This is a genomic window from Inquilinus sp. Marseille-Q2685, assembly GCF_916619195.1.
In the GTDB taxonomy this organism is placed as follows: Bacteria; Pseudomonadota; Alphaproteobacteria; order DSM-16000; family Inquilinaceae; genus Inquilinus.
Genome location: NZ_CAKAKL010000004.1, coordinates 156,949 through 181,088 on the forward strand (window position 1 = coordinate 156,949; position 24,140 = coordinate 181,088).

General features: G+C 70.0%; 21 protein-coding genes. 11 read left to right on the top strand and 10 right to left on the bottom strand.

The features are described from left to right. The first annotated feature begins 19 nt into the window (after positions 1 to 19). The 4 genes from LG391_RS20825 to LG391_RS20840 all read left to right on the top strand — a co-directional run bounded on the left by LG391_RS20825 (position 20) and on the right by LG391_RS20840 (position 3,779). The gene (locus LG391_RS20825; RefSeq protein WP_225769966.1) at positions 20 to 952 is read left to right on the top strand and encodes a substrate-binding domain-containing protein; all 933 of its coding nucleotides are present in this window, start codon (positions 20 to 22) and stop codon (positions 950 to 952) included. Beyond that, positions 927 to 2,006 (top strand): ABC transporter permease, encoded by a 1,080-nt coding sequence (locus tag LG391_RS20830; protein WP_225769967.1) that lies wholly within the window; start codon positions 927 to 929, stop codon positions 2,004 to 2,006. The genes LG391_RS20825 and LG391_RS20830 overlap by 26 nt, the downstream gene beginning before the upstream one ends. A 5-nt stretch (positions 2,007 to 2,011) precedes the next feature. Continuing rightward, positions 2,012 to 2,794, top strand: a complete 783-nt coding sequence (locus LG391_RS20835) for an ATP-binding cassette domain-containing protein (RefSeq protein ID WP_225769968.1) — start codon at positions 2,012 to 2,014, stop codon at positions 2,792 to 2,794. Positions 2,795 to 3,152: 358 nt separating this feature from the next. After that, positions 3,153 to 3,779 carry a hypothetical protein gene (locus tag LG391_RS20840; RefSeq protein WP_225769969.1) on the top strand — a complete coding sequence of 209 codons (627 nt, stop codon included), beginning with the start codon at positions 3,153 to 3,155 and terminating at the stop codon, positions 3,777 to 3,779. Positions 3,780 to 3,958: 179 nt separating this feature from the next. On the opposite strand, the gene LG391_RS20845 is transcribed toward LG391_RS20840, so the two are convergent. From LG391_RS20845 to LG391_RS20880, 8 genes are all read right to left on the bottom strand, one after another. Then, the gene (locus LG391_RS20845) at positions 3,959 to 5,068 is read right to left on the bottom strand and encodes a DSD1 family PLP-dependent enzyme (protein WP_225769970.1); all 1,110 of its coding nucleotides are present in this window, start codon (positions 5,066 to 5,068) and stop codon (positions 3,959 to 3,961) included. Positions 5,069 to 5,241: 173 nt separating this feature from the next. Then, on the bottom strand, positions 5,242 to 6,864 hold the full coding sequence (locus LG391_RS20850) for a GMC family oxidoreductase (RefSeq protein WP_225769971.1): 1,623 nt from the start codon (positions 6,862 to 6,864) through the stop codon (positions 5,242 to 5,244). After that, positions 6,861 to 7,388 (bottom strand): hypothetical protein, encoded by a 528-nt coding sequence (locus LG391_RS20855; RefSeq protein ID WP_225769972.1) that lies wholly within the window; start codon positions 7,386 to 7,388, stop codon positions 6,861 to 6,863. The genes LG391_RS20850 and LG391_RS20855 overlap by 4 nt, the downstream gene beginning before the upstream one ends. Continuing rightward, the gene (locus LG391_RS20860) at positions 7,385 to 8,842 is read right to left on the bottom strand and encodes an aldehyde dehydrogenase (protein WP_225769973.1); all 1,458 of its coding nucleotides are present in this window, start codon (positions 8,840 to 8,842) and stop codon (positions 7,385 to 7,387) included. The genes LG391_RS20855 and LG391_RS20860 overlap by 4 nt, the downstream gene beginning before the upstream one ends. Continuing rightward, positions 8,839 to 9,984, bottom strand: coding sequence for an amidohydrolase/deacetylase family metallohydrolase (locus LG391_RS20865; protein WP_225769974.1), 1,146 nt, complete (start codon positions 9,982 to 9,984; stop codon positions 8,839 to 8,841). Before LG391_RS20865 ends, LG391_RS20860 begins: the two co-directional genes overlap by 4 nt. Positions 9,985 to 10,007: 23 nt before the next feature. Beyond that, positions 10,008 to 11,024 (bottom strand): ABC transporter ATP-binding protein, encoded by a 1,017-nt coding sequence (locus LG391_RS20870; RefSeq protein WP_304608532.1) that lies wholly within the window; start codon positions 11,022 to 11,024, stop codon positions 10,008 to 10,010. Between the two features lie 11 nt (positions 11,025 to 11,035). Beyond that, on the bottom strand, positions 11,036 to 12,937 hold the full coding sequence (locus LG391_RS20875) for an ABC transporter permease subunit (protein ID WP_225769975.1): 1,902 nt from the start codon (positions 12,935 to 12,937) through the stop codon (positions 11,036 to 11,038). 70 nt (positions 12,938 to 13,007) lie between these two features. Next, positions 13,008 to 14,321 carry an ABC transporter substrate-binding protein gene (locus tag LG391_RS20880; protein ID WP_225769976.1) on the bottom strand — a complete coding sequence of 438 codons (1,314 nt, stop codon included), beginning with the start codon at positions 14,319 to 14,321 and terminating at the stop codon, positions 13,008 to 13,010. Between the two features lie 229 nt (positions 14,322 to 14,550). Between LG391_RS20880 and LG391_RS20885 the strand changes: the two genes are divergently transcribed. Then, entirely contained in the window at positions 14,551 to 15,822 is a 1,272-nt protein-coding gene (locus LG391_RS20885) for an ROK family transcriptional regulator (RefSeq protein ID WP_225769977.1), read from the top strand. Positions 15,823 to 15,874: 52 nt separating this feature from the next. Here the strand turns inward: LG391_RS20885 and LG391_RS20890 are convergent, their stop codons facing one another. After that, positions 15,875 to 16,873 carry a Gfo/Idh/MocA family protein gene (locus LG391_RS20890; RefSeq protein WP_225769978.1) on the bottom strand — a complete coding sequence of 333 codons (999 nt, stop codon included), beginning with the start codon at positions 16,871 to 16,873 and terminating at the stop codon, positions 15,875 to 15,877. After that, a complete protein-coding gene (locus LG391_RS20895) occupies positions 16,870 to 17,847 on the bottom strand; it encodes a Gfo/Idh/MocA family protein (RefSeq protein ID WP_225769979.1) in 978 nt (325 codons plus the stop codon). The genes LG391_RS20890 and LG391_RS20895 overlap by 4 nt, the downstream gene beginning before the upstream one ends. 100 nt (positions 17,848 to 17,947) lie before the next feature. On the opposite strand from LG391_RS20895, the gene LG391_RS20900 reads away from it, so the two are divergent. From LG391_RS20900 to LG391_RS20925, 6 genes are all read left to right on the top strand, one after another. Next, positions 17,948 to 18,664: a FadR/GntR family transcriptional regulator gene (locus tag LG391_RS20900; protein ID WP_225769980.1), complete on the top strand. Its 717-nt coding sequence runs from the start codon at positions 17,948 to 17,950 to the stop codon at positions 18,662 to 18,664. Between the two features lie 25 nt (positions 18,665 to 18,689). After that, positions 18,690 to 20,267, top strand: a complete 1,578-nt coding sequence (locus tag LG391_RS20905; RefSeq protein ID WP_225769981.1) for an ABC transporter substrate-binding protein — start codon at positions 18,690 to 18,692, stop codon at positions 20,265 to 20,267. Positions 20,268 to 20,328: 61 nt separating this feature from the next. Further along, positions 20,329 to 21,288 carry an ABC transporter permease gene (locus LG391_RS20910; protein WP_225769982.1) on the top strand — a complete coding sequence of 320 codons (960 nt, stop codon included), beginning with the start codon at positions 20,329 to 20,331 and terminating at the stop codon, positions 21,286 to 21,288. 1 nt (position 21,289) lies between these two features. Further along, positions 21,290 to 22,174, top strand: a complete 885-nt coding sequence (locus tag LG391_RS20915) for an ABC transporter permease (protein WP_225769983.1) — start codon at positions 21,290 to 21,292, stop codon at positions 22,172 to 22,174. Positions 22,175 to 22,188: 14 nt separating this feature from the next. Next, on the top strand, positions 22,189 to 23,115 hold the full coding sequence (locus LG391_RS20920; protein ID WP_225769984.1) for a dihydrodipicolinate synthase family protein: 927 nt from the start codon (positions 22,189 to 22,191) through the stop codon (positions 23,113 to 23,115). Positions 23,116 to 23,122: 7 nt separating this feature from the next. Further along, complete coding sequence (locus LG391_RS20925; RefSeq protein WP_225769985.1) at positions 23,123 to 24,139, top strand: ABC transporter ATP-binding protein; 1,017 nt, start codon at positions 23,123 to 23,125, stop codon at positions 24,137 to 24,139. Position 24,140 lies beyond the last annotated feature (1 nt).

A 24,140-nucleotide genomic window follows, 5' to 3' on the forward strand; every position in this document is an offset into this window, starting at 1 on the left:
ATAACAGGGGAGGAAACGCATGTTCAGGCGATTGTCGCTGCTGCTGTGCGGCGTCCTGCTGGCGCTGGCGGCGCCGGCCGCGGCCCAGGCGAAGACCTATTACTGGATATCGCACGGATCGCCGGCCGATCCGGTCTGGACCTATTTCCTGGCCGGCGCCAAGCAATGGGCCGCCGATACCGGCCAGACGGTGAACACCTCGTTCCACAACGGCGACGTGCCGTCGCACCAGGAGGCGGTGCGCGCCGCGATCGCGGCCAAGGCGGACGGCATCGTCACCACCAGCCCCGACCCGGGCAGCCTGGTCGCGGTGGTGAAGGAGGCGAAGGCCGCGGGCATCCCGATCGTCAACTTCAACACCCCCGACCCGACGGCCGGCTTCGACGCCTATGTCGGCGGCGACAACACCACCTTCGGCCGGAACTGGGCGCAGTACCTGGTCGACAAGGGCCTGGTGAAGTCCGGCGACTTCGTCTGGCTGCCGGTCGAGGTGCCCGGTGCGACCTACGGCGTGCAGGAGGAGGAAGGCATCTCCAGCGTGTTCAAGCCGCTCGGCATCACCTGGGAGGTGACCGACAACACGCTGGACCAGGCCGAGGTGATCAGCCGCATGGTCGACTACCTGACCGCCAACCGGACCAAGGTGAAGGCGATCATCGGCCTGGGCGACCTGGTGACCGGCAGCATCAAGCGCGTCTTCGACCAGGTCGGCGTCAAGCCCGGCGAGATCCCGGTCGTCGGCTGGGGCAACTCGCTCGACACCACGCAGGAGGTCCTGACCGGCTACGTCAACGCGGCGCAGTGGCAGGACCCGCAGGCGACCAGCTACGTCGCCCTGTCGCTGGCGGCGATGGCGTCCGGCGGCATCCCGCCCGGGTTCAACGTCATCACCGGCGCGCTGTACGAGAAGGACAGGGCCGAGATCTATGACAAGATCCTCTCCGGCAAGTAGCGCCGGGGCGGAGGCGCCCGCGGCGGCCGGTGCCGCCGCGGATGCCGCCCGCCCGGGCCGCCCGCCCTTCGACGCCCGATCGATCGTCCATCGCCTGGTGGCCAAGCCCGAATTCGGCCCCCTCATCCTGCTGGTGGTCGAGCTCGCCGTGTTCTGGGCCATCAACCCGGAATTCCTGTCGCCCCAGAACATCGGCAACACCCTGGCCTTCACGGTCGAGCTCGGCCTGATCGCGCTGGCCATGACGCTGCTGATGACATCCGGCGAGTTCGACCTCTCGGTCGGCTCGGTCTTCGGCTTCGCCCCGGTGCTGATGTGGACGCTGTTCAACAGCGGCGCCGCGCCGCTGGAGGCCGGCTTCGTCGCCGCGATCGCCGTCGCCGCCCTGGTCGGGCTGGTGAACGGCTGGTTCGTGACCCGGCTGCGGATCCCGTCCTTCCTGGTGACGCTCGGCATGCTGCTGGTGGTGCGCGGCACGGCGCTGTTCATCACCGACGGCTTCCCGCAGCGGACCTGGAACACCGGCGGCAACTGGCTGGCCTGGCTGCTGGCGGGCGACTTCTATGTCGGAAGCTTCCGCATCTACATGTCGCTGTTCTGGTTCATCGCCGCCGCCCTGGCGATGGGCTATGTGCTGAACCAGACCAAGGCCGGCAACTGGATCCAGGCCGCGGGCGGCAACCCCGGCGCGGCGCGGGCCCGCGGCGTGCGCGTCGGCCGCACCAAGATCGCGCTGTTCGTGCTGTCGGCCACGATGGCCGCCCTGGCCGGGGTGATCAGCTCGATCCGCACCTCGGCCGCCAACCCGAACAGCGGCACCGGCTACGAACTCGAGGTCATTGCCATGGTGGTGATCGGCGGCACGGCGCTGGGCGGCGGGCGCGGCACCATCCTCGGCACCGTGCTGGGCATCTTCATTTTGCGGGTGATGCGCAACGGCATCGTCCTGATCGGCGTGCCCGGCCTCGCCTACAACATCTTCATCGGCGCGATCATCTTGGGGATGATGGCGCTGCACTCCTGGCTCGACCGCCGGCACCAGGCAGGGAGCTGATCGCCATGGCCGAACCCCTGATCCGCATGGCGCATATTAGCAAGTTCTACGGCCGGGTGCGGGCGCTGGAGGATGTCAGCTTCACGGTCGGCGAGCGCGAGATCGTCGGCCTTATGGGCGACAACGGCGCCGGCAAGTCGACGCTGATCAAGATCCTGTCGGGCGCCGTGCCACCGACCAGCGGCGACATCTTCATCCGCGGCCGCAAGGTGGAGATCGGCAGCACCACCGACGCCATCGCCCACGGCATCGAGACGATCTACCAGGACTCTGCGCTGGTGACGCAGCTGTCGATCGCCCGCAACCTGTTCCTGGGCCGCGAGCCGATCCGGGGCCCCCGCCTGCTGAACCGCATGGACCACGCCGCCATGGAAGCGGTGGCGCGCGACCTGATGAAGAAGGTCGGCATCAGCAAGGACATCCCGCCCGACACGCCGATCGGCTCGCTGTCCGGCGGCGAGCGCCAGGCCGTGGCGATCGCCCGCGCCATGCATTTCGACAGCGACCTGATCATCCTCGACGAGCCGACCAACAATCTGGGCGTGGCCGAGACGCAGGGCGTGCTGCGCTTCGTCCGCAACGCCCGGGATTCGGGGCATTCCTGCATCTTCATCGCCCACAACATCCACCACGTCTTCCAGGTGGTCGACCGCATCGTCGTGATGCGCCGCGGCCGCGTGGTGGCGGACGACATCGATCCCCGGCACACCAGCGTCGAGGAGGTCGAGCGGGTGATCACGGGAATGGCGGAATACGCCTCCCCTGCCCTCGCCGCGCCGGCCTCCTGAAGCGGATGAGCTTGGAGCGTGAGGGTTTAGGCCAGACCGAGTCACCCGATCACAAGGCGGTGAGGCATTGCCTCTCCCGCTTGCGAGACCTTTTCAAAACACCCATCCCTCATCGTCATTGCGAGGAGGCGAAGCCGACGAAGCAATCCAGGGGCCGGTGCGTGCGGCCCCTGGATTGCTTCGCTGCGCTCGCAATGACGGTGTTGGAAATTCTGAAAAGGTCTCGCTTGCGGGAGAGGCAACACGAAGGCGCCCCGCCCGATGCACTGACGTGACCCGACCTCAGTTCACTCCGGCCTGCGGGCCGGGACCACGATCGCAGTAGTATTATCGATCAGCTATGTTCATGCCACGTTCCATGGACACGACGCAGACCGACCAGGACCTGGACCCGGCGGCCGCTCCCGAAGGGGAGCGGACGGCGGATCTGCGCGCGCTCGACCGGCTGGTCGAGATGGGCATGGAGATCGCCGAAGCCACCCGCACCGAAGCGGTCGAGGCGCCGCAGCCCGGCGTCGACTACTGCCAGAGATTCGCCGTCGCCGCCCGCGCCGTGCGTCTGACCCTGCTGCTGAAGGACAAGCTGTCCCGGCAGGAGAAGGAGGAGCGCAAGGCGGCGGCGCAGCGGGAGGCGGCGCAGGAGGACTGGCACGGGCTGCGGGTGCAGCTGGCGATGATGGCGGCGGCCTATGAGGTGTCCGAGGATGGCGAGGAGGCCGACCGCCGTGAAGCCGAGATGCATGAGCGGCTGGAGCGGCCGGAGGTGGTGGAGCTGATCGAGGCCAGCCGTCCGGAGGTGGCGGTGGCGGCGTTGTGCCGGCGCTGGGGCTATCCGGTGCGGGTGGAGCAGTGGCTGGAGATGGCCGACGAGGCGATGGAGGAGCTCGGCTTCCTGCCGCCGCAGGGCGGCGAGGACGGCGAGGACGATCCGCCCGGGCCCCGCTCCGCTGCCCCCGCCCGGCGCAAGCCTCCGGACACGGGTTGACCGCGTCGGTTGGGTCGCCGCGGCGAACCCAACATCCCGCCGCCCTCGCGGCCCCGACCTACGAAACCGGAGTGTTTTGCCTCTCCCGCTTGCGGGAGAGGTCGGAGGCGCTCGGCACCTCCGGGTGAGAGCGTTTGTCGAGGCCGGGATCCGTCCTCACCCGGCGAAGATTCATCCTGTCAGGCCATGGCGCCGCGGGCCGCGACCGGCCACAGGCATTCGACCCGGCCGGCCCTGACCCCGACATACCAGTCGTAGCGGTCGACCGTCGGGTCGCAATGGCCCGGAACCAGGCGCAGCCGCTCGCCGAGCTTCGGCTTGGCGGCGCCGGGCTCGATCACCAGCCGCCCGTGCTCGTCCGACGGGCCTTCGTAGCGGAGGCCGTCGCGGCCCCAGACCAGCGGCAGACCGCTGTCGGTGGGCAGCGCCTTGTGCCCGGCATCGACCACGGCGGCGCCGTCGCGGGGCACACTCATCACCGTCGCCAGCACGAACAGCGCCTGGCGGAACGGCGGCGGCGGGTCGTTGCGGGCGTAATCCGCATCCATGAAGGCATAGGAGCCGACCTGCAGCTCGGTGAACACGCCGCTCGCCGCCTCCAGTGCGAAGGTGCCGGTGCCGGCGCCGCCGACGATCGGGCAGCCGAGGCCGGCCCGGCGCAGATCTTCCACCGTCCGCCCCGCCGCCTCCGCCGCCTCGGCGATGGCGGCGGCGCGCTCCTCCGGCGACCTTCGATGCTGAGCGCGGCCGTGATAGGCCTGCAGCCCGCCGAAGACGAGGTGCCGGCTGGCGGCGATGCGACGGGCCAGCGCCACCGCCTCCTCCCTCGGCGCCACGCCGCAGCGGCCGGTGCCGACATCGATCTCCACCAGCACGGAGAGGCGCGTGCCTGCCGCCTCGGCCGCGGCCTCGATTGCCGCGATTCCGTCCGGATGGTCGGCGCAGACGGCGACCCGCGCGATCCGGGTCAGCGCCGCCAGCCGCGCCAGCTTGCGCGGGGACACCACCTCGTTGCTGACCAGGATGTCGGGCACCCCGCCCCAGGCCAGGATCTCGGCCTCCGCCACCTTCTGGGTGCATTGGCCGACCGCGCCGCGCGCCAGCTGCAGATGGGCGATGACCGGGGATTTGTGGGTCTTGGCGTGCGGCCGCAGCCTGACGCCGGCCGCCGCGGCCAGCCCGGCCATGCGGTCGAGATTGGCCTCGAAGGCGTCGAGGTCGAGGATCAGGGCCGGGGTGTCGACCTCCTCCTCGCGCATGCCCGGCTCGGCCGGCGGCGGCTGCAGCATGGTCTGGACTCCCTCGGATTCCTGCCAACAGTACGAGAATACAAAGCCGTCATGGCGAGCCCCGCAGGGGCGTGGCCATCCAGGGCGGCTCGCACCGGCCCTGGATGGCCACGTCGCTTCGCTCCTCGCCATGACGGCTTGGGATTGGCTCGGTCCCCATCCTTGCGGCCGTATCACGCCGCCATCGGCCGGGTCGCGCCCTTCAGCTCGCGGAAATTGTCGCGGATATGGGTCGCGGCCCGCAAGGCCAGGGCCGAGATCGTCGGGGTCGGGTTGACCACGCCGCCGGTGGCCAGGACGCTGCCGTCAACGATGAACAGGTTCGGCACGTCCCAGCTCTGGTGCCACTTGTTCACCACCGAGGTCTCCGGATCGCTGCCCATGCGGCAGGTGCCGATCATGTGCCAGGCCGGGGTGCGGTACACGCCGTCCTTGTCGCGGTAGTCCTGCAGCTTCACCTCGAAGGCGCCGGCCGCATTGCCGATATCGACCAGCCGGTCGAGCATGTAGTTCATCATCCGCCGGTCGTTCTCGCCCGGCGCGTAATGCATGGTCGCGACCGGGATGCCGTCGGCGTCGCGCTTCACCGGATCCAGGGCGACGCGGTTCTCCGGGTTCGGCAGGTCGTCGCCGATCGCGTAGATGCCGATGCCGTGGCCGAAATGGCGCTCGAACCAGCGATGGTGGTCGCGGCCCCAGGGCGCGCGGGTCTCGGTGATCCAGCCGGCGGCGACCTCGGCGGCGGCCGAGGTGCTGGTCAGGCAGTTGAAGTTGAAGCCGTTGACGAAGCCGCGGCCGACATCGGTCTCGGCGAATTCGCGGCTGATCAGCGAGGCGACATAGCCCATATGGCCGTCGATCGGCTCGTCGACCCAGATCTCGGCCCCGACCAGCGTGTGGTGCAGCAGGTTGCGGCCGACCTGGTCCGACTGGTTGGCGAGGTTGTCCGACGCCAGCAGCAGCCGCGGCGTGCCGACGCCGTTGGCGGCGACGACCACGATCTCGGCCGGCTGGAACTCGGTGCGCCCGGTCTCGCGGTCGATGTAGAGGGCGCCGGTGGCGCGCCCGTCCCGCCCCTTCTCGATCCGCAGCACCCGGGCGTGGATGCGCAGCTCGGTACCGGCCGCCAGGGCCTTGGGCCAGATCGACAGCGAATACTTGCTCATCGACCCGCGCGGGCAGCCGTTGCAGATGCCGCAGCCGTTGCAGCCCGGCCGGCCGTCATAGTCCTCCGAGATCACCCCCGCCTCCGCCGGCCACCAGTGCCAGCCGAGCTTATCGAAGGCCTGGGACAGGCGGCGCGCCGCCTTGGTGAAGGGCAGCGGCCCGGTCGGGCAGGCCTCGCGCGGCGGCATCGCCGGGTCGCCGGCCAGGCCGCTGACGCCGATCATCCGGTCCGCCGCCTCGTAGAACGGGGCGATGTCCTCATAGGCGATCGGCCAGTTCGGCTGCAGCCCGTGCTCGTCGCCCTTGCGGAAATCCGACGGCCGGTAGCGCGGCCAGATCGCGCCATAGACATTGGTCGACCCGCCGACGCCGTTCCACATCAGCACCTGCGAGCTGTCGGTGACCACCGGGTAGTCGTCCGGATGGCGGCGGCGGTTGACGTCGGCGTTCCACCGGGTGCGGCGCTGCCAGGACCAGTCGGGGCTGTAATGCGGGTGGTCGCCGGCCTCGACCCAGGAGCCCTGCTCGAGGCAGACCACCTTCAGCCCGGCCTGGGCCAGCACCACGGCGGCCAGCGATCCGGTGGCGCCGGCGCCGATGATCAGGATGTCGCAGGACGGCTTGGTCATCGCTTCAGGCCCCAGGCTTGCGTGCGGTCGCTGTCGAGTTCGAGACGGGAGATGTCGACCCGGCGCACGGCCTCGGTCGGCAGGTAGGCACCACGGCCGTGCTTCGGCGCGTCCCGCGCCGGATCGAAGCGCGGCAGGGGATAGCCCTTCACATGCGGCCGCAGCCGGTAGGGGTGGCCCTGCGCGTTGATCACCGCGACGACGAAAGGACTCTCGTAATAGGCGTAGTACGCGGCGTCGCGAACCCAGCCGAACAGCTCGGGCTCCGCCGTCTCCACCGCCTCGGCGATGGCGACGCGCTTCTCCTCCGGCTGATCGGCGAAGGGCCCGCCGGCCTTCAGGATCGCCTGGGCCAGGCGGGCGAGGCCGCCCTCGCCGCGTTCCTCGACCAGGCGGATCGCCACGGCCGACTGGACGCCGACGGTGGCGCCGGACGGCCAGTCGCCGCCGCCCGGCAGCAGCAGGTCGGCGAGATCGGCCAGAAGCCGCGCCGCCACGGCGGCAGAAGGTGTCGTTGTGGTCATTTATGGGTCCGGGTGATCGAGATCATCTTGAGTTCGGTCATCGCCTCGAGCGTGTGGCGGCCGCCGAGCCGGCCGATGCCGCTCTTGGTGCCGCTGCCGCCGCCGAAGGGCAGGTGCAGCTCCCAATAGGTGCTGCCGGCGTTGACGTTGACGATGCCGGCCGGGATCGCCTCGCCGAAGCGCAGCGCCCGGTCCATGTCGGCGGTGAACAGGCCGACGCTGAGGCCGTGCTCGGTGTCCAGCGCCAGGTCCAGCGCCTCCTCGTCGTCGTCGAAGGCCAGCACAGGGACCACCGGGCCGAACGTCTCCTCCCGGTTGATCCGCATGTCGCGGGTGACGCCGGTGATCACGGTCGGCTCGAAGAACAGGTCGCTGCCCAGATCCGGCCGCGGCCGGCCGCCGGCCAGGACCGTGGCGCCGCAGGCGACGGCATCCTCGACATGCTCGCGCACCTTGGCCGCGACCTTGGGGTTGTTCAGCGGCCCCATGGTGGTGCCCTGCTGCAGCGGGTCGCCCAGCTTGTGCGACCGGGCTATCTCGACCAGCCGCTGCGCCAAGGGCTCGACGATGCTGCGATGGGCCAGCACCCGGCCGGTGGCGGCGCAGACCTGGCCGGCGTTGAAGAAGGCGCCGCCGGCCGCGGCCGCGGCGGCGCGGTCGAGATCGGCGTCCTCGAACACCAGCACCGGCCCGTTGCCGCCGAGCTCCAGCAGCATCGGCTTGCCGGCGCCGCGCTCGGCGATGCGCCGGCCGGTATCCGGGCTGCCGGTGAAGCCGATGCCGTTGGTGTCCGGATGGGCGACGATCTCGTCACCGACCACCGCTCCCTCCCCGATCACCAGATTGACCACGCCGGGCGGCAGCCCCGCTTCCTCGATCGCGCGCATCAGCTCGACCGCAGCCATCGAGGTGGTCGGCGCCGGTACCCAGACGATGGCATTGCCGGTGGCAATGCCGGGCGCCAGGTATTCGACCGGGATGTTGACCGGGAAGTTCCAGGGCGTGATCACGGCATAGACGCCGCGCGGCTGGCGCAGGGTCAGCACCAGCTTGCTCGGGTCCTCCGCCGGCAGCGTCTCGCCGCGCAGCTGCTTGACCAGCTCGGCCGCCAGCCGGAACCCGTCCGCCGCCTTGCCGACCTCGCCCCGCGCCTCCTGGAACGGCTTGCCCTGCTCCAGGCTCAGGGTGCGGGCGATGCGGTCACGCACGCCGTCGATCTGCGCGGCGATGGCGAGGCAGGCCTTGGCCCGTTCCCACACCGGCGTCGCGGCCCAGCCGGGCTGCGCCTGCCGGGCGGCAGCGATGGCGCGGCGCGCCGTCTCGCGGCTGCTGCGCGGAAGCCGGCCGATCGTCTCGCCGGTCGCCGGGTTCACCGCCGGCATCGTCTCCGGCTCCGCCTCCCAGCGCCCGCCGATATGGTTGGCGAAGGTCCCGATGTCGTCGCGCTGCATCATTCCGTTCCTTCCGGATGCCACCAGCGCCCGCCCACCACGACGCCCTCGGCGAAGAGCCGCCGGTCGGCGGTGACGACCTCGCCGCGCACATCCTCCAGCGGGAAGGCGCCGTCCTTCAGCGACAGGATGCTGGCGTCGCCGACGCTGCCGGGCTTGAAGGTGCCGAGCTCGGGCCGTCCCACAGCCCTGGCGGCGTTGACGGTCGAGGCCGCGATCACCTCGTCGAGCGGCATGCCCAGCGCCAGGAATTTCGACAGCGTCGTCACCTGGTCGTAGGCCGGGCCCTTGATGCACAGCGCGTGCACGTCGGAGGAGATGGTGTCGGGCTTGAAGCCCTGGTCGAGCATCGCCCGCGCGGTCTTCCAGCCGAACGAGCCCATGCCGTGGCCGATGTCGAACAGCACGCCGCGCTCGCGCGCCGCCAGCACCTCGCGCTTGACCTTGCCGTCGCCGGTGACCGGCGCGTTCGGGAAGGGCCGGAAGCAGTGGGTCAGCACGTCGCCCGGCCGCAGCCGGTCCACCACCGCCTCGTAGGAGGGCGGCGGCTCGTCGATATGCACCATCAGCGGCAGGCCGGTCTCGTCCGCCACCTGCAGCGCGACGTCGAGCGGGGCGATGCCGGACGGGCCGCTGGCGATGCGGCCGATCCGCACCTTGATACCGATGATCACGTCGCGGTTGGCCTCGGCCACCTCCACGGCATCGCGCGCGGCCATAAGCCGGATATCGTGGCTCTCGCCGACCATGACCCGGCTGGAGAAGCCGAAGATCCCGGCGAAGGAGACGTGCAGATAGACCAGGATGCGGATCCGGCTCGGCTCGATCACATGTCTGCGGAAACCGGGGAAGCTGCCGGGCCCGGCGCTGCCGGTGTCGACGCAGGTGGTGACCGCGCTCATCCGCGCGAACTCCTCGGCGTCGATGCCGAGCGAGGTGCCGCCCCAGTAGACATGGGTGTGCAGGTCGATCAGCCCCGGCGTCACGATCAGGCCGGACACATCGCGGACGGCGGCACCGCCGGGATCCAGGCCGGTCCCGACGGTCACGACCCTGCCTTCGGCGAAGGCGACATCGGCGACGCGGTCGATGCCTTGCGACGGGTCGATCACCCGACCGTTCCGGAGCACGAGATCGAAGGCCATGGGATGCACGCTTCCTTGGTGGACTAGACCCGGGCGCCGCTGGCGCGGTCGAACAGGTGGATGCTGCGGTCGGGCGCGGTCAGGGTCAGGCTGGCGCCCGGGCGCAGGCCGTCGGGGTCGCTGCAGGTGGCCTTGACCATGCGGTCGCCGACCAGCACGTCGAGGAAATGCACCGGCCCGGCCGGCTCGATCAGCGCCAGCTCGCCGGTCAGGGACAGCGCCCCGTCCTCCGGCCCCTCCGACGGCGTCAGGTCGTGCGGGCGGATGCCGACCACGCGGCTGTCGTCCTGGCCGCCGGAGACGGCGGAGCCAGGCAGGAAGTTCATCTGCGGGCTGCCGATGAAGCCGGCGACGAACTGGTTGGCAGGCTCGCGATACACCGCCATCGGGTCGGCGAATTGCTGCAGCACGCCGTCATGCATCACGGCGATCCGGTCCGACAGGACCATCGCCTCCTCCTGGTCATGGGTGACGAAGATCGTGGTCACCGCCAGTTCCCGCTGCAGCCGCTTGATCTCGGTGCGCATCCGCACCCGCAGGCTGGCGTCGAGGTTGGACAGCGGCTCGTCCATCAAGAGGGCCGCCGGGTTGCGGACGATGGCGCGGCCGACCGCCACGCGCTGGCGCTGGCCGCCCGACAGCTCGGCCGGCGACCGGTCCAGCAGTTCCTCCAGCCCCAGCAGTTCCGCCGCCCAGGCCACCTGGCGCCTGATGTCCTCCGCCGCCACTTTCTGCTGGCGCAGCGGGAAGGCCATGTTGTCGCGCACCGCCATGTGCGGGTAGAGGGCGTAGTCCTGGAACACCAGGGCGATGTTGCGGTCGCGCGGCGCCAGGCCGCTGATGTCGCGCCCGTCGAACAGGATGCTGCCGGTGGTGATCTCCTCCAGCCCGGCGATGCAGTAGAGCAGCGTGCTCTTGCCGCAGCCGGAGGGGCCGAGGAAGGAGATGAACTCGCCGTCGGCGATGTCGAGGTCGAGCCCCTTCAGCACCCGGTGCTGGGCGTAGCTCTTGGACACGGCGCGGATGTTGATCGAGGTCATGGGGCCTCCCGCTAGCCCTTGACGGCGCCGGAGAGCGCGCCCTGGACGAGGTAGCGTTGGAACAGGAAGGCGACGAGCACCGGCGGGGCGATCGACAGCACGCTGGCGGCGAACATCGGCCCGTATTCGTAGAAGCGCGCCTGGCTGAGGAAGCCCGACAGCACCACCGGGATGGTCTGCGCGTTGGGCGTCGAGGTCAGGATCAGCGCGAACAGGAACTCGTTCCAGCTGACCAGGAAGCAGAAGATCGCGGCGGCGATGATGCCCGGCCGGGCCACCGGCAGCAGGATCTTCCACAGCATCTTCAGCCGCGAGCAGCCGTCGATCAGCGCCGCCCGGTCCAGGCTGGCGGGGATGCCCTCGAAATAGCTCTTCATCATCCAGGCGCTGAGCGGCAGCAGGATGCTGCTGTAGGCGATCACCAGCCCGGTGCGGGTGTCGATCAGCCCCAGGGTGCGGAAGATGACGAAGAAGGGCAGCACCAGCGTCAGCGCCGGGGTCATCCGGGTCAGCAGCAGGCCCCACAGGCTGATCCGGAAGAAGCGGGCCTTGCCGTGCCGGGCGAAGGCGTAGCCGGCCAGGGTGCCGAGCGCGACGCTGATCGTCACCACCACCACGCCGACGACGAAGCTGTTCAGCAGCGACAGCGGCACCCGCTTGGCCTGGACGCTGGTCTCGTTGCCGCTGGCCAGCTCCGGCGCCAGGACTGCGGTGAAGTTCTGCAGGGTGAAGCCGCTGGGCACGACGGTGGGAGGCATGCGGATCAGGTCCGAGGCCGGGGTGATGCTCATCAGCACCAGCGCGATCACCGGCAGGGCCGACCACAGGAAGATCAGCAGCGCGGCGAAGGCGAAGCCGAAGCGGGCCAGGGCGGCCTCGACCCGCCGGGGCAGCCGTGCCCGCGGCCGATAGGGCGGCAGCGTCACCATGGCGTGCCGCCGGCCGGCACCGACGCGGCCGCCGTCCGTGCCTTCGGATACAACAGCGGCGCGGCGGCGCTGCCGCGGCCCGAGCACCAGGAAATAGAGGATCGCCAGGACGAAGCTGAGGATGGTGAGACCGTAGAGGATCGCCGCCCCTTCCCCGAACTTCAGGAACTGGAAGGAATAGAGGTAGCCGAGCCAGGCGAAGACCGTGGTGGCGGCTCCGGGCCCGCCGCGGGTCATGATCCACAGGATGTCGAAGGCCATCAGCGAGTTGATCGTGGCGATGATGGCGATGAACAGTAGGTTGGGCTTCAGCCATGGCAGCGTGATGGCGAAGAAGCGGGCGACCGGACCGGCGCCGTCCAGCATCGCCGCCCGGTGCAGGTTCCCCGGCATCGACTGCAACCCGGCCAGCAGTAGCAGGGCCGTCAGTGGCGCCTGGTTCCAAACCTGGGTCAGGGCGACGAGGTTCAGCGCGCGAAAGCCGTCGCCGAGCCAGGGCGTGACCAGGGATCCGAGGCCGAGATCGGTCAGCAGGCCGTTCAGCGTGCCGTAGTCGCCGGCATAGACGAAGGACCACAGCACGCCGACCGAGACCGGCGCCATCGCCCAGGGCACCAGCATGACGCTGCGCAGGACGCCGCGGCCGGCAAAGCGTTCGTTCAGCACGAGGGCCATGGCCATGCCGATCAGCGTGGTGCCGATCACCGAGAAGGCGGCGAAATAGGCGGTGCGGCCCAGCGCCGCCCAGAACTCGGCATTGCCGAGCATGCCGGCATAGTTGTCGAGCCCGACGAAGATCCAGCGCTTGGTGATCGGGTTGGTGCGGTGCAGGCTGAGATACAGGCTGTAGGCCAGCGGCAGGCCGACGACAGCGATGACGATCGCCAGCGTCGGCGCCACCGCGCCATAGGCGAAGCCCGGAATCCGGCCGATGCGGCGGCGCGGACGGTCCAGGACGGGTGCTTGCGGAATGGTGATCGACACCGGGCCGCCCCTCCGACGAATGGCTCGCGAAGGACGATCGCGGCGATGCCGCGATCGCCGTTCCTGCTGGCTACTGGTACTGCTGCTTCAGCTCGGCCACCTTCTTGCCGAGCTCGTCGACGATCTGGTCGGTCGACATGGAACCGCGGATGTATTCCTGGACCCGCTGCATCATGAACAGGTCCCATTCCGGGAACCAGATCTGCTTGGCGACGTCGCGGGAGGTGGCGAGCTCGAGCTGCTTGTTGGTCACGGCGAGGTCGCGCCACCGGCCGAAGCTGGCGACGACTTCGGGGTCCGCCATCACCTCCTTGTAGGCGGAGCCGAGGCCGAATTCGAGCGCCCAGCGCTTGATCACATGGTACTGGCCGTCCTTGGACTTGCCGCCGAAGAAGCGCAGCAGGTTCCAGGTGCGGTCGACGTCGCTCGGCTGCGCCCCCATCATGTAGACGGCGGTCCAGGCGAAGGTCGATTTGGTCCTGCCCGGCATCAAGGCGTTCTTCACCTTGCCGGCGGCCTTGGAGAGCTTGGGATCGTTGGCGACCTTCTGGTCGTAGTCGTGCAGCACCATGAAGGTGTGGCGGCCGGTGGCGTAGCTGGGCACGCCTTCATTCGGCAGCGTCATGATGTCGGCGGCCACCAGCTGTTCCTTGTACAGGGCCCGGTGCGTCTCCAGCACCTTGCGCAGGGCGGCGTCGTCGACGAAGTCGTTCTTCTCGTCGAAGACCGGCGCGCCTTCGGCGTACCAGCAGGCGAAGATGCTCCAGGACAGCTCCGGCCATTTCTGGCCCCAGGCGCTGTTGTACGGCGCATCCGACACGCCGTCCTTCTTCAGCTTGCGGCAGGCGTCCAGCAGCGAATCCCAGCTGTCGGGCACCGAGAGGCCGGCCTTCTGCAGATGCTCCTCGTTGTAGATGAAGGCGTTGTGCCCGGCGTAGTAGGGCAGCCCCGCCAGCCGGCCGTCGGGCAGCGACATCGATTTGACGCTGACCGGGAACATGCCGGCCTTCACCTCGTCGACGCCGTCCAGGCCCTCCAGGTCGCGCGTCCACTCCGCCGCGCACCAGCGGGCGATGTGGTCCTCCTCGGCATACAGCATGTCGATGCGCTGGCCGCCGGTCAGCTTGGTCTCGACCACCGGGTGATAGTCGCCGGTCACCAGCTCGTAATTGACGGCCTCGTCGTACAGCGACTTGAAGGTGTTGACGTTCTCTTCGACGATCTGCGGCTGGAACTGCCAGCCGATGAAGCTCAGCGGCGTGGCCGGCGCGGCACGGGCCCACCGGCTGCCGAGGCCCGTGGCGGCGGCCCCCGCCCCCAGGGCGGCGCCCTGCAGCACACGCCTGCGGGACATCAGATAACGACCCAGCAGATCCTTATCCATTCGCCTCTCCTGTGATTTTTTGGGCTTGCTTCCACCGGCAGCGACGGTCGCGGGACGGGCTCGCTTCATTGGTATGTTTGTTATATTTCCAAACAAACTTGCCGTCAACGCGGAAGGCGTGCCACAGAACGTGCATCCGAGGAGGCGCGAGGATCGTTCCGCACCGCGCGCCCCCGCCGATAGAATGTCAGGAGGTCGGGCCCTGCCCGGCTCGTGGGAAGAGCAGGTGATGTCGACTGGAAAGATGTCAGGCCGGGTGATCGGCGCCGTCGAGGAGGACGCCCTGCCGTCACTCGGCACGCCGGCCGAGGGGGCGAAGCCACGCCCCCCCTCCCTGCTGTCCCCGTCCAGGATGGGCGATCTCAACCGCGGCCGGCTGCTGCAGTCGCTGTTCGACCTCGGGCCGACCAGCCGCGCCGACCTGGCCCGCCATATCGGCGTCAACCGCGCCACCATCACCGGCATCGTCCAGCCGCTGATCGACGACGGCATCCTGGTGGAGGGCGAGCCCGCCTCGTCCGGCGGCGCCGGCGGCAAGCCGGCCCGGCCGCTGCAGTTCTCGCGCGACGCGCCGCAGATCGGGGCGGTGGCGCTGAGCCACGGCTCGGTGCGCACCGCGCTGGTGTCCTGGACCGGCGAGATCTCCGCCCTCGAACGCGCGGCGTTCCCGACCGACGGCGGCGATCCCGGCCAGGCGGTCGCGGCCGTCGCCGGCGCCCTGGCGCACACCCTGTCGGCCGCCCGGCAACCGCCGCTGGGCATCGGCGTTGCCGCGGCCGGCATGATCGACCGCGACCGCGGCGTCATCGTCAAGGTCAACCTGGCGCCGGTCCTGTCCGGCCTGGCCCTCGGCGCGGAGTTGGAGGAGCGGACCGGCCTGCCGGTCTATCTCGACCACCATCCGCGGGCGCTGCTGCTGGCCGACCGCTGGTTCGGCACCGGCCGCAGCCTGCGGACCTTCGCGGTGCTGTACCTGTCCGACGTGATCGGCGGCGCCCTGCAGCTGGACGGGCATCTGCAGAGCGGGCCGGCCGGGGCGGGCGGCGAGCTGGGCCACACCTTCGTCCAGATCGACGGCGAGATCTGCGCCTGCGGCCGCCGCGGCTGCTGGGAGACGGTGGCGACCATCGGCTGGCTGCGGCGCCAGGCGCAGGCCGCCGGCCTGCCCGGGGCCGAGGAGATGACCCCTGCCCTGCTGGCCGGGCTGGCCGAAGCGGGCTCCGGGGCGGCGGAGCGGCTGCTGGACCTCTATGCCCGCAACATCGCGGTCGGCATTGCCAACCTGCAGCAGACGCTGGCGCCCAACCACTTCGTGCTGCACGGCGAGGTGGTCGAGGCCGGGGAACGGCTGCGGGCCGCGATCGAGGCGCATGTCGGCCTGCTGGTGCCGCCGCGGCCCGGCAGCGAGCCCCGCGTCCTGCTGACCGACCAGAGGGGCCTCGCCACCCTGCGCGGGGCGGCGGGCATCGTGCTGTCACGCCGGCTTCAGTTCCAGCTGTAGCATTGGGGCGTCCGGCCCGCCTCAATACCCTCTCGGGACAGATGCGGGTGCCTCAGCCCCGTGCCGAGGCGACGGCGACTTCGCGGCGCGACCGTTCCGCCTGCATCGCCGCCTCGATGCAGGCGATGATGTGCCGGGCATAGCCGCCATCCACCGGGTTCGCCGCGTCGCCCTGGATCAGGGCGATCATCGCCCGCCATTCGCGCTCGACCGCGCGCTGCATCCAGTCCGGCTCGATCGAGTTCGGCACCGGGGCCCAGGCCCCGCCCCGGCCGATCGAGACGCCTTGGCCGAAGTCGATCCGCAGGGTCCCGGCCTCGCAGACCAGGTCCATGGCGAAGCCGACGCCGCCGTCGCGATAGCCGACGCTCGCCACCTGGCCGATCCGGCCGTCGGCGAAGCGCAGCAGCATCAGCGCCGTGTCGTCGGCCTCCTGGTCGTGGAAATGGGTGCCGGCCATGGCAGAGACCGCCGCCACATCGCCATCCATCAACCAGACCAGCCGGTCGAGCGCATGGATCCCCGCGGTCAGCAGCATGCCGCCGCCGGTCTTCGGCGACAGGTGCCAGGCTTGGCGGTTCGCCTCCATCCACAGCTTGATCAGCCAGCTGCTGCCGAGGACCGGCCGGCCGATCCGGCCGCTGCCGACGATCTCACGGGCGGCGAGACAGGGCAGCGCGAAATGCATGACGTGGCCGATCATGAGACGGACACCGGCCTCTGCCACCGCGGCGTTGATCGCGTCGCATTCGGCGACGGTCGGCGCCATCGGTTTTTCGAGCAGGATGTGCTTGCCCGCCCGCGCCGCGGCGATCGCCATGTCGGCATGCAGGTGGTGCGGCGTGGCGATCAGCACCGTGTCGACCGACGGGTCGTCGAGCAGCGCCTGCCAATGGTTATAGGGGCTGCCGCCATGCTCCCGAGCGAAGGCCCGGGCGGCGGCGATGTCCTGGCGGCAGACCGCCGCGACCCGCGCCCCCGGCACGGCGGCGATGGCCCGCGCATGGATCGCGCCGAAATAGCCGGCGCCGATGATGCCGATGCCGATCATGCTGCAGCCTCCTCATAAGCCCGGTCGATCAGGCGCATGGTCCGCAGATAGTCCGCGATCCCGACCGACGGCGCCGCGCCGCGCTCGAGGCGGTCCAATGTGTCCGTCATGAAGGCCTTGTAGCGATCCGCCGGCAGGATCGGCGCCAGATCGCGCGTCCGTCCGTCGTCGAGCGTGGCGACGCGGCAGGCATCGCCGCGATCGAGCAGATAGGCGTTGCGGGCCGAGACGCGCCATTCGAAGTCGCCGCCCGGCGCCATCGAGGCATAGGTGTATCCCGCCTCCACCGTTGCGATCATGCCGTCCGGCGCCCGCAGGACGACGATAGCGTATTCCTCCACCGCCTCGCCATGCAGGCGCCGGTCGACCGAGGCCGAGACGACGGCGAGATCGGCGCCGCCGGACAGGGCCAGCGCGGCGTCGATGCCGTGGATGCCGAGATTGCGCAGGGCCCCGCCGCCGCCGATCGCCGGGTCGAGCACCCAGGGCACCCCGTCCAGCCGGTAGCGGTCCGGTGGGCCGTTCACGATCCGGAACTGCGCGTGCGAGACCGGGCCGAGCCGGCCGGCGGCCTTCAGCGCCTCGATCTCGGCCCAGATCGGGCCGCAGCGGTTCGGCAGGGGAATCGCGACGAACAGGCCGCGGCGCCGCGCCGCCTCCGCCAGCGGCTCGAGGGCGGCGGTCGAGACCGCAGCCGGCTTCTCCAGCACGATCGGCAGGCCTGCCTCGATGCAGGCCAGGGCCAGCGCCGGCACCTGGTCCGGCCGGCCCATGACGACGGTCAGGTCAGGCTTCATGGCGATGACGGCTTCGACCGAGGGATGATGGGGAATGCCGTGCGCCGTAGCGAATCCGGCTGCCACCGCGGGCTCCGGATCCCAGGCGGCGACCACCTCCGCACCAGCCGACCGGGCCGCCTCCCAATGCATCCCCGCATGCCAATGCCCCACGCCCGCCAAGGCCACCCGGGCCATTCCGTCCTCCCTTTTTCGGCTTATGGTCTTGACAGATATCCTACAAGTCAGCAACCATCAAGCCATGGTGATCCCGCGGCGGGGGTGGAAGGTGTCGACGATGAAGGAGATCAAGCCGCTCGCCCGGCCGCCCCTGCTCCACGTCTCGGTGCAGGAGAGCCTGAAGAGCTATATCGACGACAACGCCCTGGCCCCCGGCGCGCCGCTGCCGCCGGAGAACGACTTGGCGCAACAGCTCGGGGTCAGCCGCAACTCGGTGCGCGAGGCGATCAAGGCGCTGGAATCGCTCGGCATCCTGGAAACGCGGCGCGGCATCGGCGTGTTCGTGAAGGCGTTCTCGTTCGAGCCGCTGCTGGCGAACCTGGCCTACGGGCTGGGCGGCGCGCTGCGCGAGGTCGAGGAGGTGCTGGAGATCCGCCGCGTGCTGGAGGTCGGGCTGATCGGCAAGACCATCCAGCTGATCGGCGAGGCGGACCTGGCGGAGCTGAAGGACACGGTCGAGCGCATGCGCTGCCGGGCCGAGCGCAACGAGAGCTTCGCCGAGGAGGACCAGCAGTTCCACCACCTGCTGTTCCGCTGCCAGAACAACCGCATGCTGACCAGCCTGATCGATGTGTTCTGGATGGCCTTCTACAAGGCGTCCGACTTCGTGAACCTGGCCAATGTCGACCCGATGGCCACCTGGCGCGACCACCAGGAGATCTGTGCCGCGATCGAGGCGCGCGACGTGACCGCGGCCCGCAGCCGGCTCGACCAGCACTATGACGGGATCGCCCGTCTCCTCGCGACCCGGAAGGGCGCGAAGACAGAAAACTGACAGGGAGGACATGATGAGATTCGGGATGCTGGCATCCGCGCTGGCGCTCGCCGCCGCCATGGCGGCCTGGGCACCGGGCGCCATGACGCCCGCCGTGGCGCAGGAGCCGTCGACGATCACCGGCGGGTTCGACGTCGGGCCGGGTGGCTTCCAGGGCAACTTCAACCCGCTCGCCGCCACCGGCGGCTTCACCTGGCTCAGCCTGTATTTCGAGCCGCTGGTGATCTACGACGCCAAGCTGGAGAGCATCGTCGGCGACCTCGCCTCCAGCTACGAGGTCAGCGCCGACAAGCTGCAATACACCTTCAAGCTGGCCGATGCGAAATGGCATGACGGCCAGCCCTTCACCTCGGCCGACGTCAAGTTCACCATCGAGACCGCGAAGAACGGCGCCACCGGCACGGTGTTCGCCGCCCGGCTCGGCGCCATCGCCTCGGTCGAGACGCCGGACGCGAAGACCGTGGTGCTGAAGCTGTCGGCGCCGAATGCCGGCCTGCTGGCGACGCTGACCCAGCTGATGATGCTGCCGCAACATGCGCTGAAGGACATCCCGGCGAATGCGCTGGCCAAGCACGAATGGTGGTCGAAATCGCCGATCGGCACAGGGCCTTACAAGTTCTCGCGCTACGTCACCGACCAGTATGTCGAGCTGGTGGCCAACCCGGACTATCGCGGCGGCCAGCCGGTGACCGACCGGATCATCAACCGCTACTTCGCCAACACCGCGGCGGCGGTGGCGGCGCTGCGCTCCGGCGAGATCGCCTTCAGCTATGTCGAGGCCGACGACGTCGCCACCTTCCAGGGCAACGACGCCTTCAAGGTGATCGAGGGCAACTCCTACGTCGTCAACTACCTGGGCTTCAACCAGGAGGTGCCGCTGTGGAAGGACGTGCGCGTCCGCCAGGCGGTGATGCATGCGATCAACCGCGATGCGATCGTGCAGAGCCTGTACAAGGGCGCGGCCGAGATCGCCAATTGCGGCTATGTCGCCGACCACCTGCTGCCGTCCGGGATCGACAGCTACGCCTATGATCCGGAGAAGGCGAAGCAGCTGCTGGCCGAGGCCGGCTGGGACAAGATCAACGGCAGCAAGCCGATCCCGCTGCTGACCTACTACAACACGCCGCTGGCCTCGAACGTGCTGGCCGCGGTGCAGGCGATGCTGGCGCAGGTCGGCATCAACGTGGTGCCGCGGACGGTCGACACGCCGACCTACAACGCCACCATCTACGCCCAGAACCCGGACTGGTCGCAGTTCCCGCTGGTCTATGCCGGGCTGCAGAACGGGCCGGACCCGAGCGCCATCAACATCGGCCTGAACGAGAAGCAGATCCCGCCGGCCGGCGCCAACTTCCTGCGCATCCGCATGCCAGAGGTGACCGGCGCATTCGACGCCGCCATGAACGAGACCGACGACAGCAAGCGGGCGGAGCGCTACCAGGCGGTCTGCAAGGCGATGAACGCCAACCTGCCCTGGGCCACCATGTGGGTGGCCAAGCGCTACGGCGTCGTCTCCAGCAAGCTGAAGGACTTCGTCTGGACCCCGGCCCCGGCCGGCGGCCCCTTCGCCGCCCATCCGGAGAAGTGGGCGATCGGCAACTGAGGCCTTCCATGGGACAGGGCGGCGCGGCCGGCCGGGCCGCGCCGTTCCACCGGGACATGACATGCTGAACTACTGCCTTCGTCGCCTCGCGGTCGGGGTCGGCATGCTGATCGCCCTCAGCCTGCTGATCTTCATCCTGCTCCGGCTCGCGCCCGGCGACCCGATCGACGCCTACATCAACCCGAATGTGGCGATGTCGCAGGAAGAGATGGCCGCGGTGCGCGCCCGTCTCGGCCTCGACCAGCCGCTGCCGGTGCAGTACCTGGCCTGGCTCGGCGGCGCGCTGCGTGGCGATCTCGGCTTCTCCCTCCAGCGCAACGGCGAGACCGTGCTGGGCCTGGTGGCGCAGCGGATCGGCCCGACCCTGCTGCTGATGGGAACCGGCCTCGCGATCGCCATCGTGGCCGGGATCGGCGCCGGCATCATCGGCGCCGTCCGCCGCAACTCCGCCACCGATCTCGGCCTTTCGGTCGCCGCCTTTCTCGGCATCTCCAGCCCGGCCTTCCTGACCGCGCTGGTCGGTCTCTACGTCTTCTCCGTGCTGCTGCGCTGGGCACCGTCGGGCGGCATGCTGACCCCCGGCGCGCCCTTCTCGCTGGGCGATCTCCTCAGCCACCTGATCCTGCCGGCTCTCTTGCTCTCGATCGGCCACGCCGCGCTGATCATGCGCTACATGCGCGCCTCGCTGCTGGAGGTGCTGAACCAGGACTATGTCCGCTCGGCCCGCGCCAAGGGGGTCAAGGAGTTCTGGGTGGTGGTGAAGCACGCGCTGCGCAACGCGCTGCTGCCGGTCGTCACCCTGATCGGGTCGACCATCGGCATCGCGGTCGGCGGCGCCATCTTCCTCGAGAGCGTCTTCAACTGGCCAGGCATGGGCCTGCTGCTGGTCAATGCGGTGGAGACCCGGGACTATCCGGTGATCATGGGCGCAACCCTCGTGGTCGGCGCCTGCGTGATCCTGGCCAACCTGCTGACCGACATCGCCTATGCGGCGATCGACCCGCGGATCCAGGTGGCCTGACATGGCGATCGCAGAAACGCCCCATCCCCGCGGCGGCAACGGCCCGCTGGCCCGCGCCTTCCGCCGTTTTGCCGCCAACGGCGCGGCGCTGGCCGGCATCGCCATCCTGGTGCCGATGCTGGTGCTGATCGTCTGCTATCCGCTGATCCTCGGGCACAAGCCGAACGACATCGACCTGCTGGCCCTCAACAAGGGCCCCAGCGCCGCGCATTGGCTGGGCACCGACGGCGTCGGCCGCGACATCCTGGCCCGGGTGCTGCAGGGCGGGCGCATCTCGTTGCTGGTCGCCGTGGTGTCGGTCGCGATCTCGGTGGTGATCGGATTCCTGGTCGGCTCGATCGCCGCCATGGCCGGCCGCTTCGCCGATGCCGCGATCATGCGCTTCGTCGACCTCGCCATGACCCTGCCGCCGGTGATCTCGCTGCTGGTCCTGGCCTCGATCACCGGCGCCGGCATCGTGCCGACCATCATCGTCATCTCGCTGCTGTCCTGGCCGGTGCTGGCGCGCATGGTCCGCGCCCGGCTGATGGAGCTGCGCGAGCGCGACTTCGTGGTGGCGTCGCGCGGCATGGGGGCCGGCCTCGGCCACCTGCTGTGGCGGCACGGCCTGCCGAACTCGATCGACATCCTCGTCGTCTACGCCACGCTGCAGATCGCCGCCGCCATCCTGCTCGAGGCCGGCCTGTCCTTCCTCGGCCTCGGCGTGCCGCCGCCGGAGGCGAGCTGGGGCAACATGCTGAACGCCGCCCGCAGCACCGTGGTGCTGGAGCAGTACCCCTGGCAGTGGCTGTTCCCGGGCGTCGCCCTGGTGATCACCGTGCTCGCCATCAACTTCGTCGGCGACGGATTGCGCGACGCCTTCGACCCCCGTTCCGAACTCAACTGACCGAAAAGACCATCATGGCCTCAGCCCCCGCTTTCCAGGGCGTCGTCCCGCCCGTCGTCACCCCGCTGACCGCGGATTTCCAGGTCGACTACCCGTCCTTCACCCGCGTGCTCGAGCATCTGATCGACGGCGGCGTGCACGGGCTGTTCGTGCTCGGCTCCACCAGCGAGGTGGTGTTTCATGACGAGGCGACGCGCCGGCGGATCCTGGAGCATGCGGTCAAGGTCGCGAATGGCCGGGTGCCCGTGCTGGCCGGCGTGATCGACCCGACCACCGACCGCGTCATCGGCCATGCCAAGGTGGCGCAGTCGATCGGCGTCGCCGCCGTGGTGGTGACCGCGCCCTTCTATGCCCGCACCAGCCAGCCGGAGATTGTCGACCATTTCCGCTATGTGCGTGAGGCCATCGACGTGCCGGTCATCGCCTACGACATCCCGGTCTGCGTCCACGTCAAGCTGGACCGGGCGAGCGTGGTGACGCTGGCGCGCGAGGGCACCATCGCCGGGCTGAAGGATTCCAGCGGCGACGACGGCAACTTCCGCTTCGCCCTGATGGACCTGGCCGACAGGCCGGAGATCGCGATGATGACGGGATCGGAGATCGTCTGCGATTCCGCCCTGGCCGCCGGTGCGCACGGCATCGTGCCCGGCCTCGCCAATGTCGACCCGCATGGCTATGTCCGCCTGTACGACCTGTGCCGCCAGGGCGACTGGGCGGCGGCGCGGGCGGAGCAGGAGCGGCTGTGCCGCCTGTTCGAGATCGTCTGGGTCAGCCTGCCGCGCACCAGCGCCGGGTCGGCCGGCGTCGGCGGCTTCAAGACCGCGATGCGCCGCCTCGGCATCATCGACACCAATGTCATGGCCCGGCCGCAGCGGGCGCTGAACGACGCCGAGGCCGCGAAGGTCGAGGCGATCCTCAAGGCGACCGGCCTCTTGGCCTGAGGACCCGATGGCAGAGGCTCAGCACCCCATCCTCGACGTCAGCGGCTTGCGGACCGTGTTCCGCATCCGCGGGCGCGAGGTGACCGCGGTGGCGGATCTCGACCTCGCCATCCGGCCGGCGGAGACGGTCGCGCTGGTGGGCGAGTCCGGCTCCGGCAAGTCGGTGACGAGCCTCTCCATCATGGGGCTGCTGCCGGCCAAGGCCGGGCGCGTGGCCGCGGGGTCGATCCGGTTCCGCGGCAAGGACGGGCAAGGCCGGGACCTGGCGACGCTGGACGGGGAGGCGCGGCGCCGCATCCGCGGCAACGACATCGGCATGGTGTTCCAGGAGCCGATGACCAGCCTCAACCCGGTCTACACCATCGGCGACCAGATCGCCGAGCCGATCCGCATCCATCTCGGCCGCGACCGCAGATCGGCCTGGGCGGCGGCGGTCGACCTGCTCGACAGCGTCGGCATCCCCGATCCGAAGCGGCGGGCCGGGCAGTATCCGCACGAGCTGTCGGGCGGCATGCGCCAGCGTGCCACCATCGCCATGGCGCTGGCCTGCGACCCCACGCTGCTGCTGGCCGACGAGCCGACGACCGCGCTGGACGTCACCATCCAGGCGCAGATCCTCGACCTGCTGCGCCGGCTGCAGGACCAGCGCGGCATGGGGGTGCTGTTCGTGACCCACAATCTCGGCGTGGTGGCCGAGATCGCCCACCGCGTGGCGGTGATGTATGCCGGCCGGATCGTCGAGACCGGGCCGGTGCGCGAGGTGTTCCGGCACCCGCGCCACCCCTACACCATCGGCCTCCTGGCCTCTGTGCCCAAACTGGGCGAGGCGACGCGGCTGAAGGCGGCGGGCGCCAAGCTGGCCACCATTCCCGGCACGGTGCCGAGCCTGGCCGCCATGCCGCCTGGCTGCGCCTTCGCCTCGCGCTGCCCGCATGCGGTCGACGCCTGCCGCGCCGCCGTGCCGGCGCTGGCCGAGGTCGGCCCCGGCCACACCAGCCGCTGCATCCGCTGGCAGGAGCTCTGAC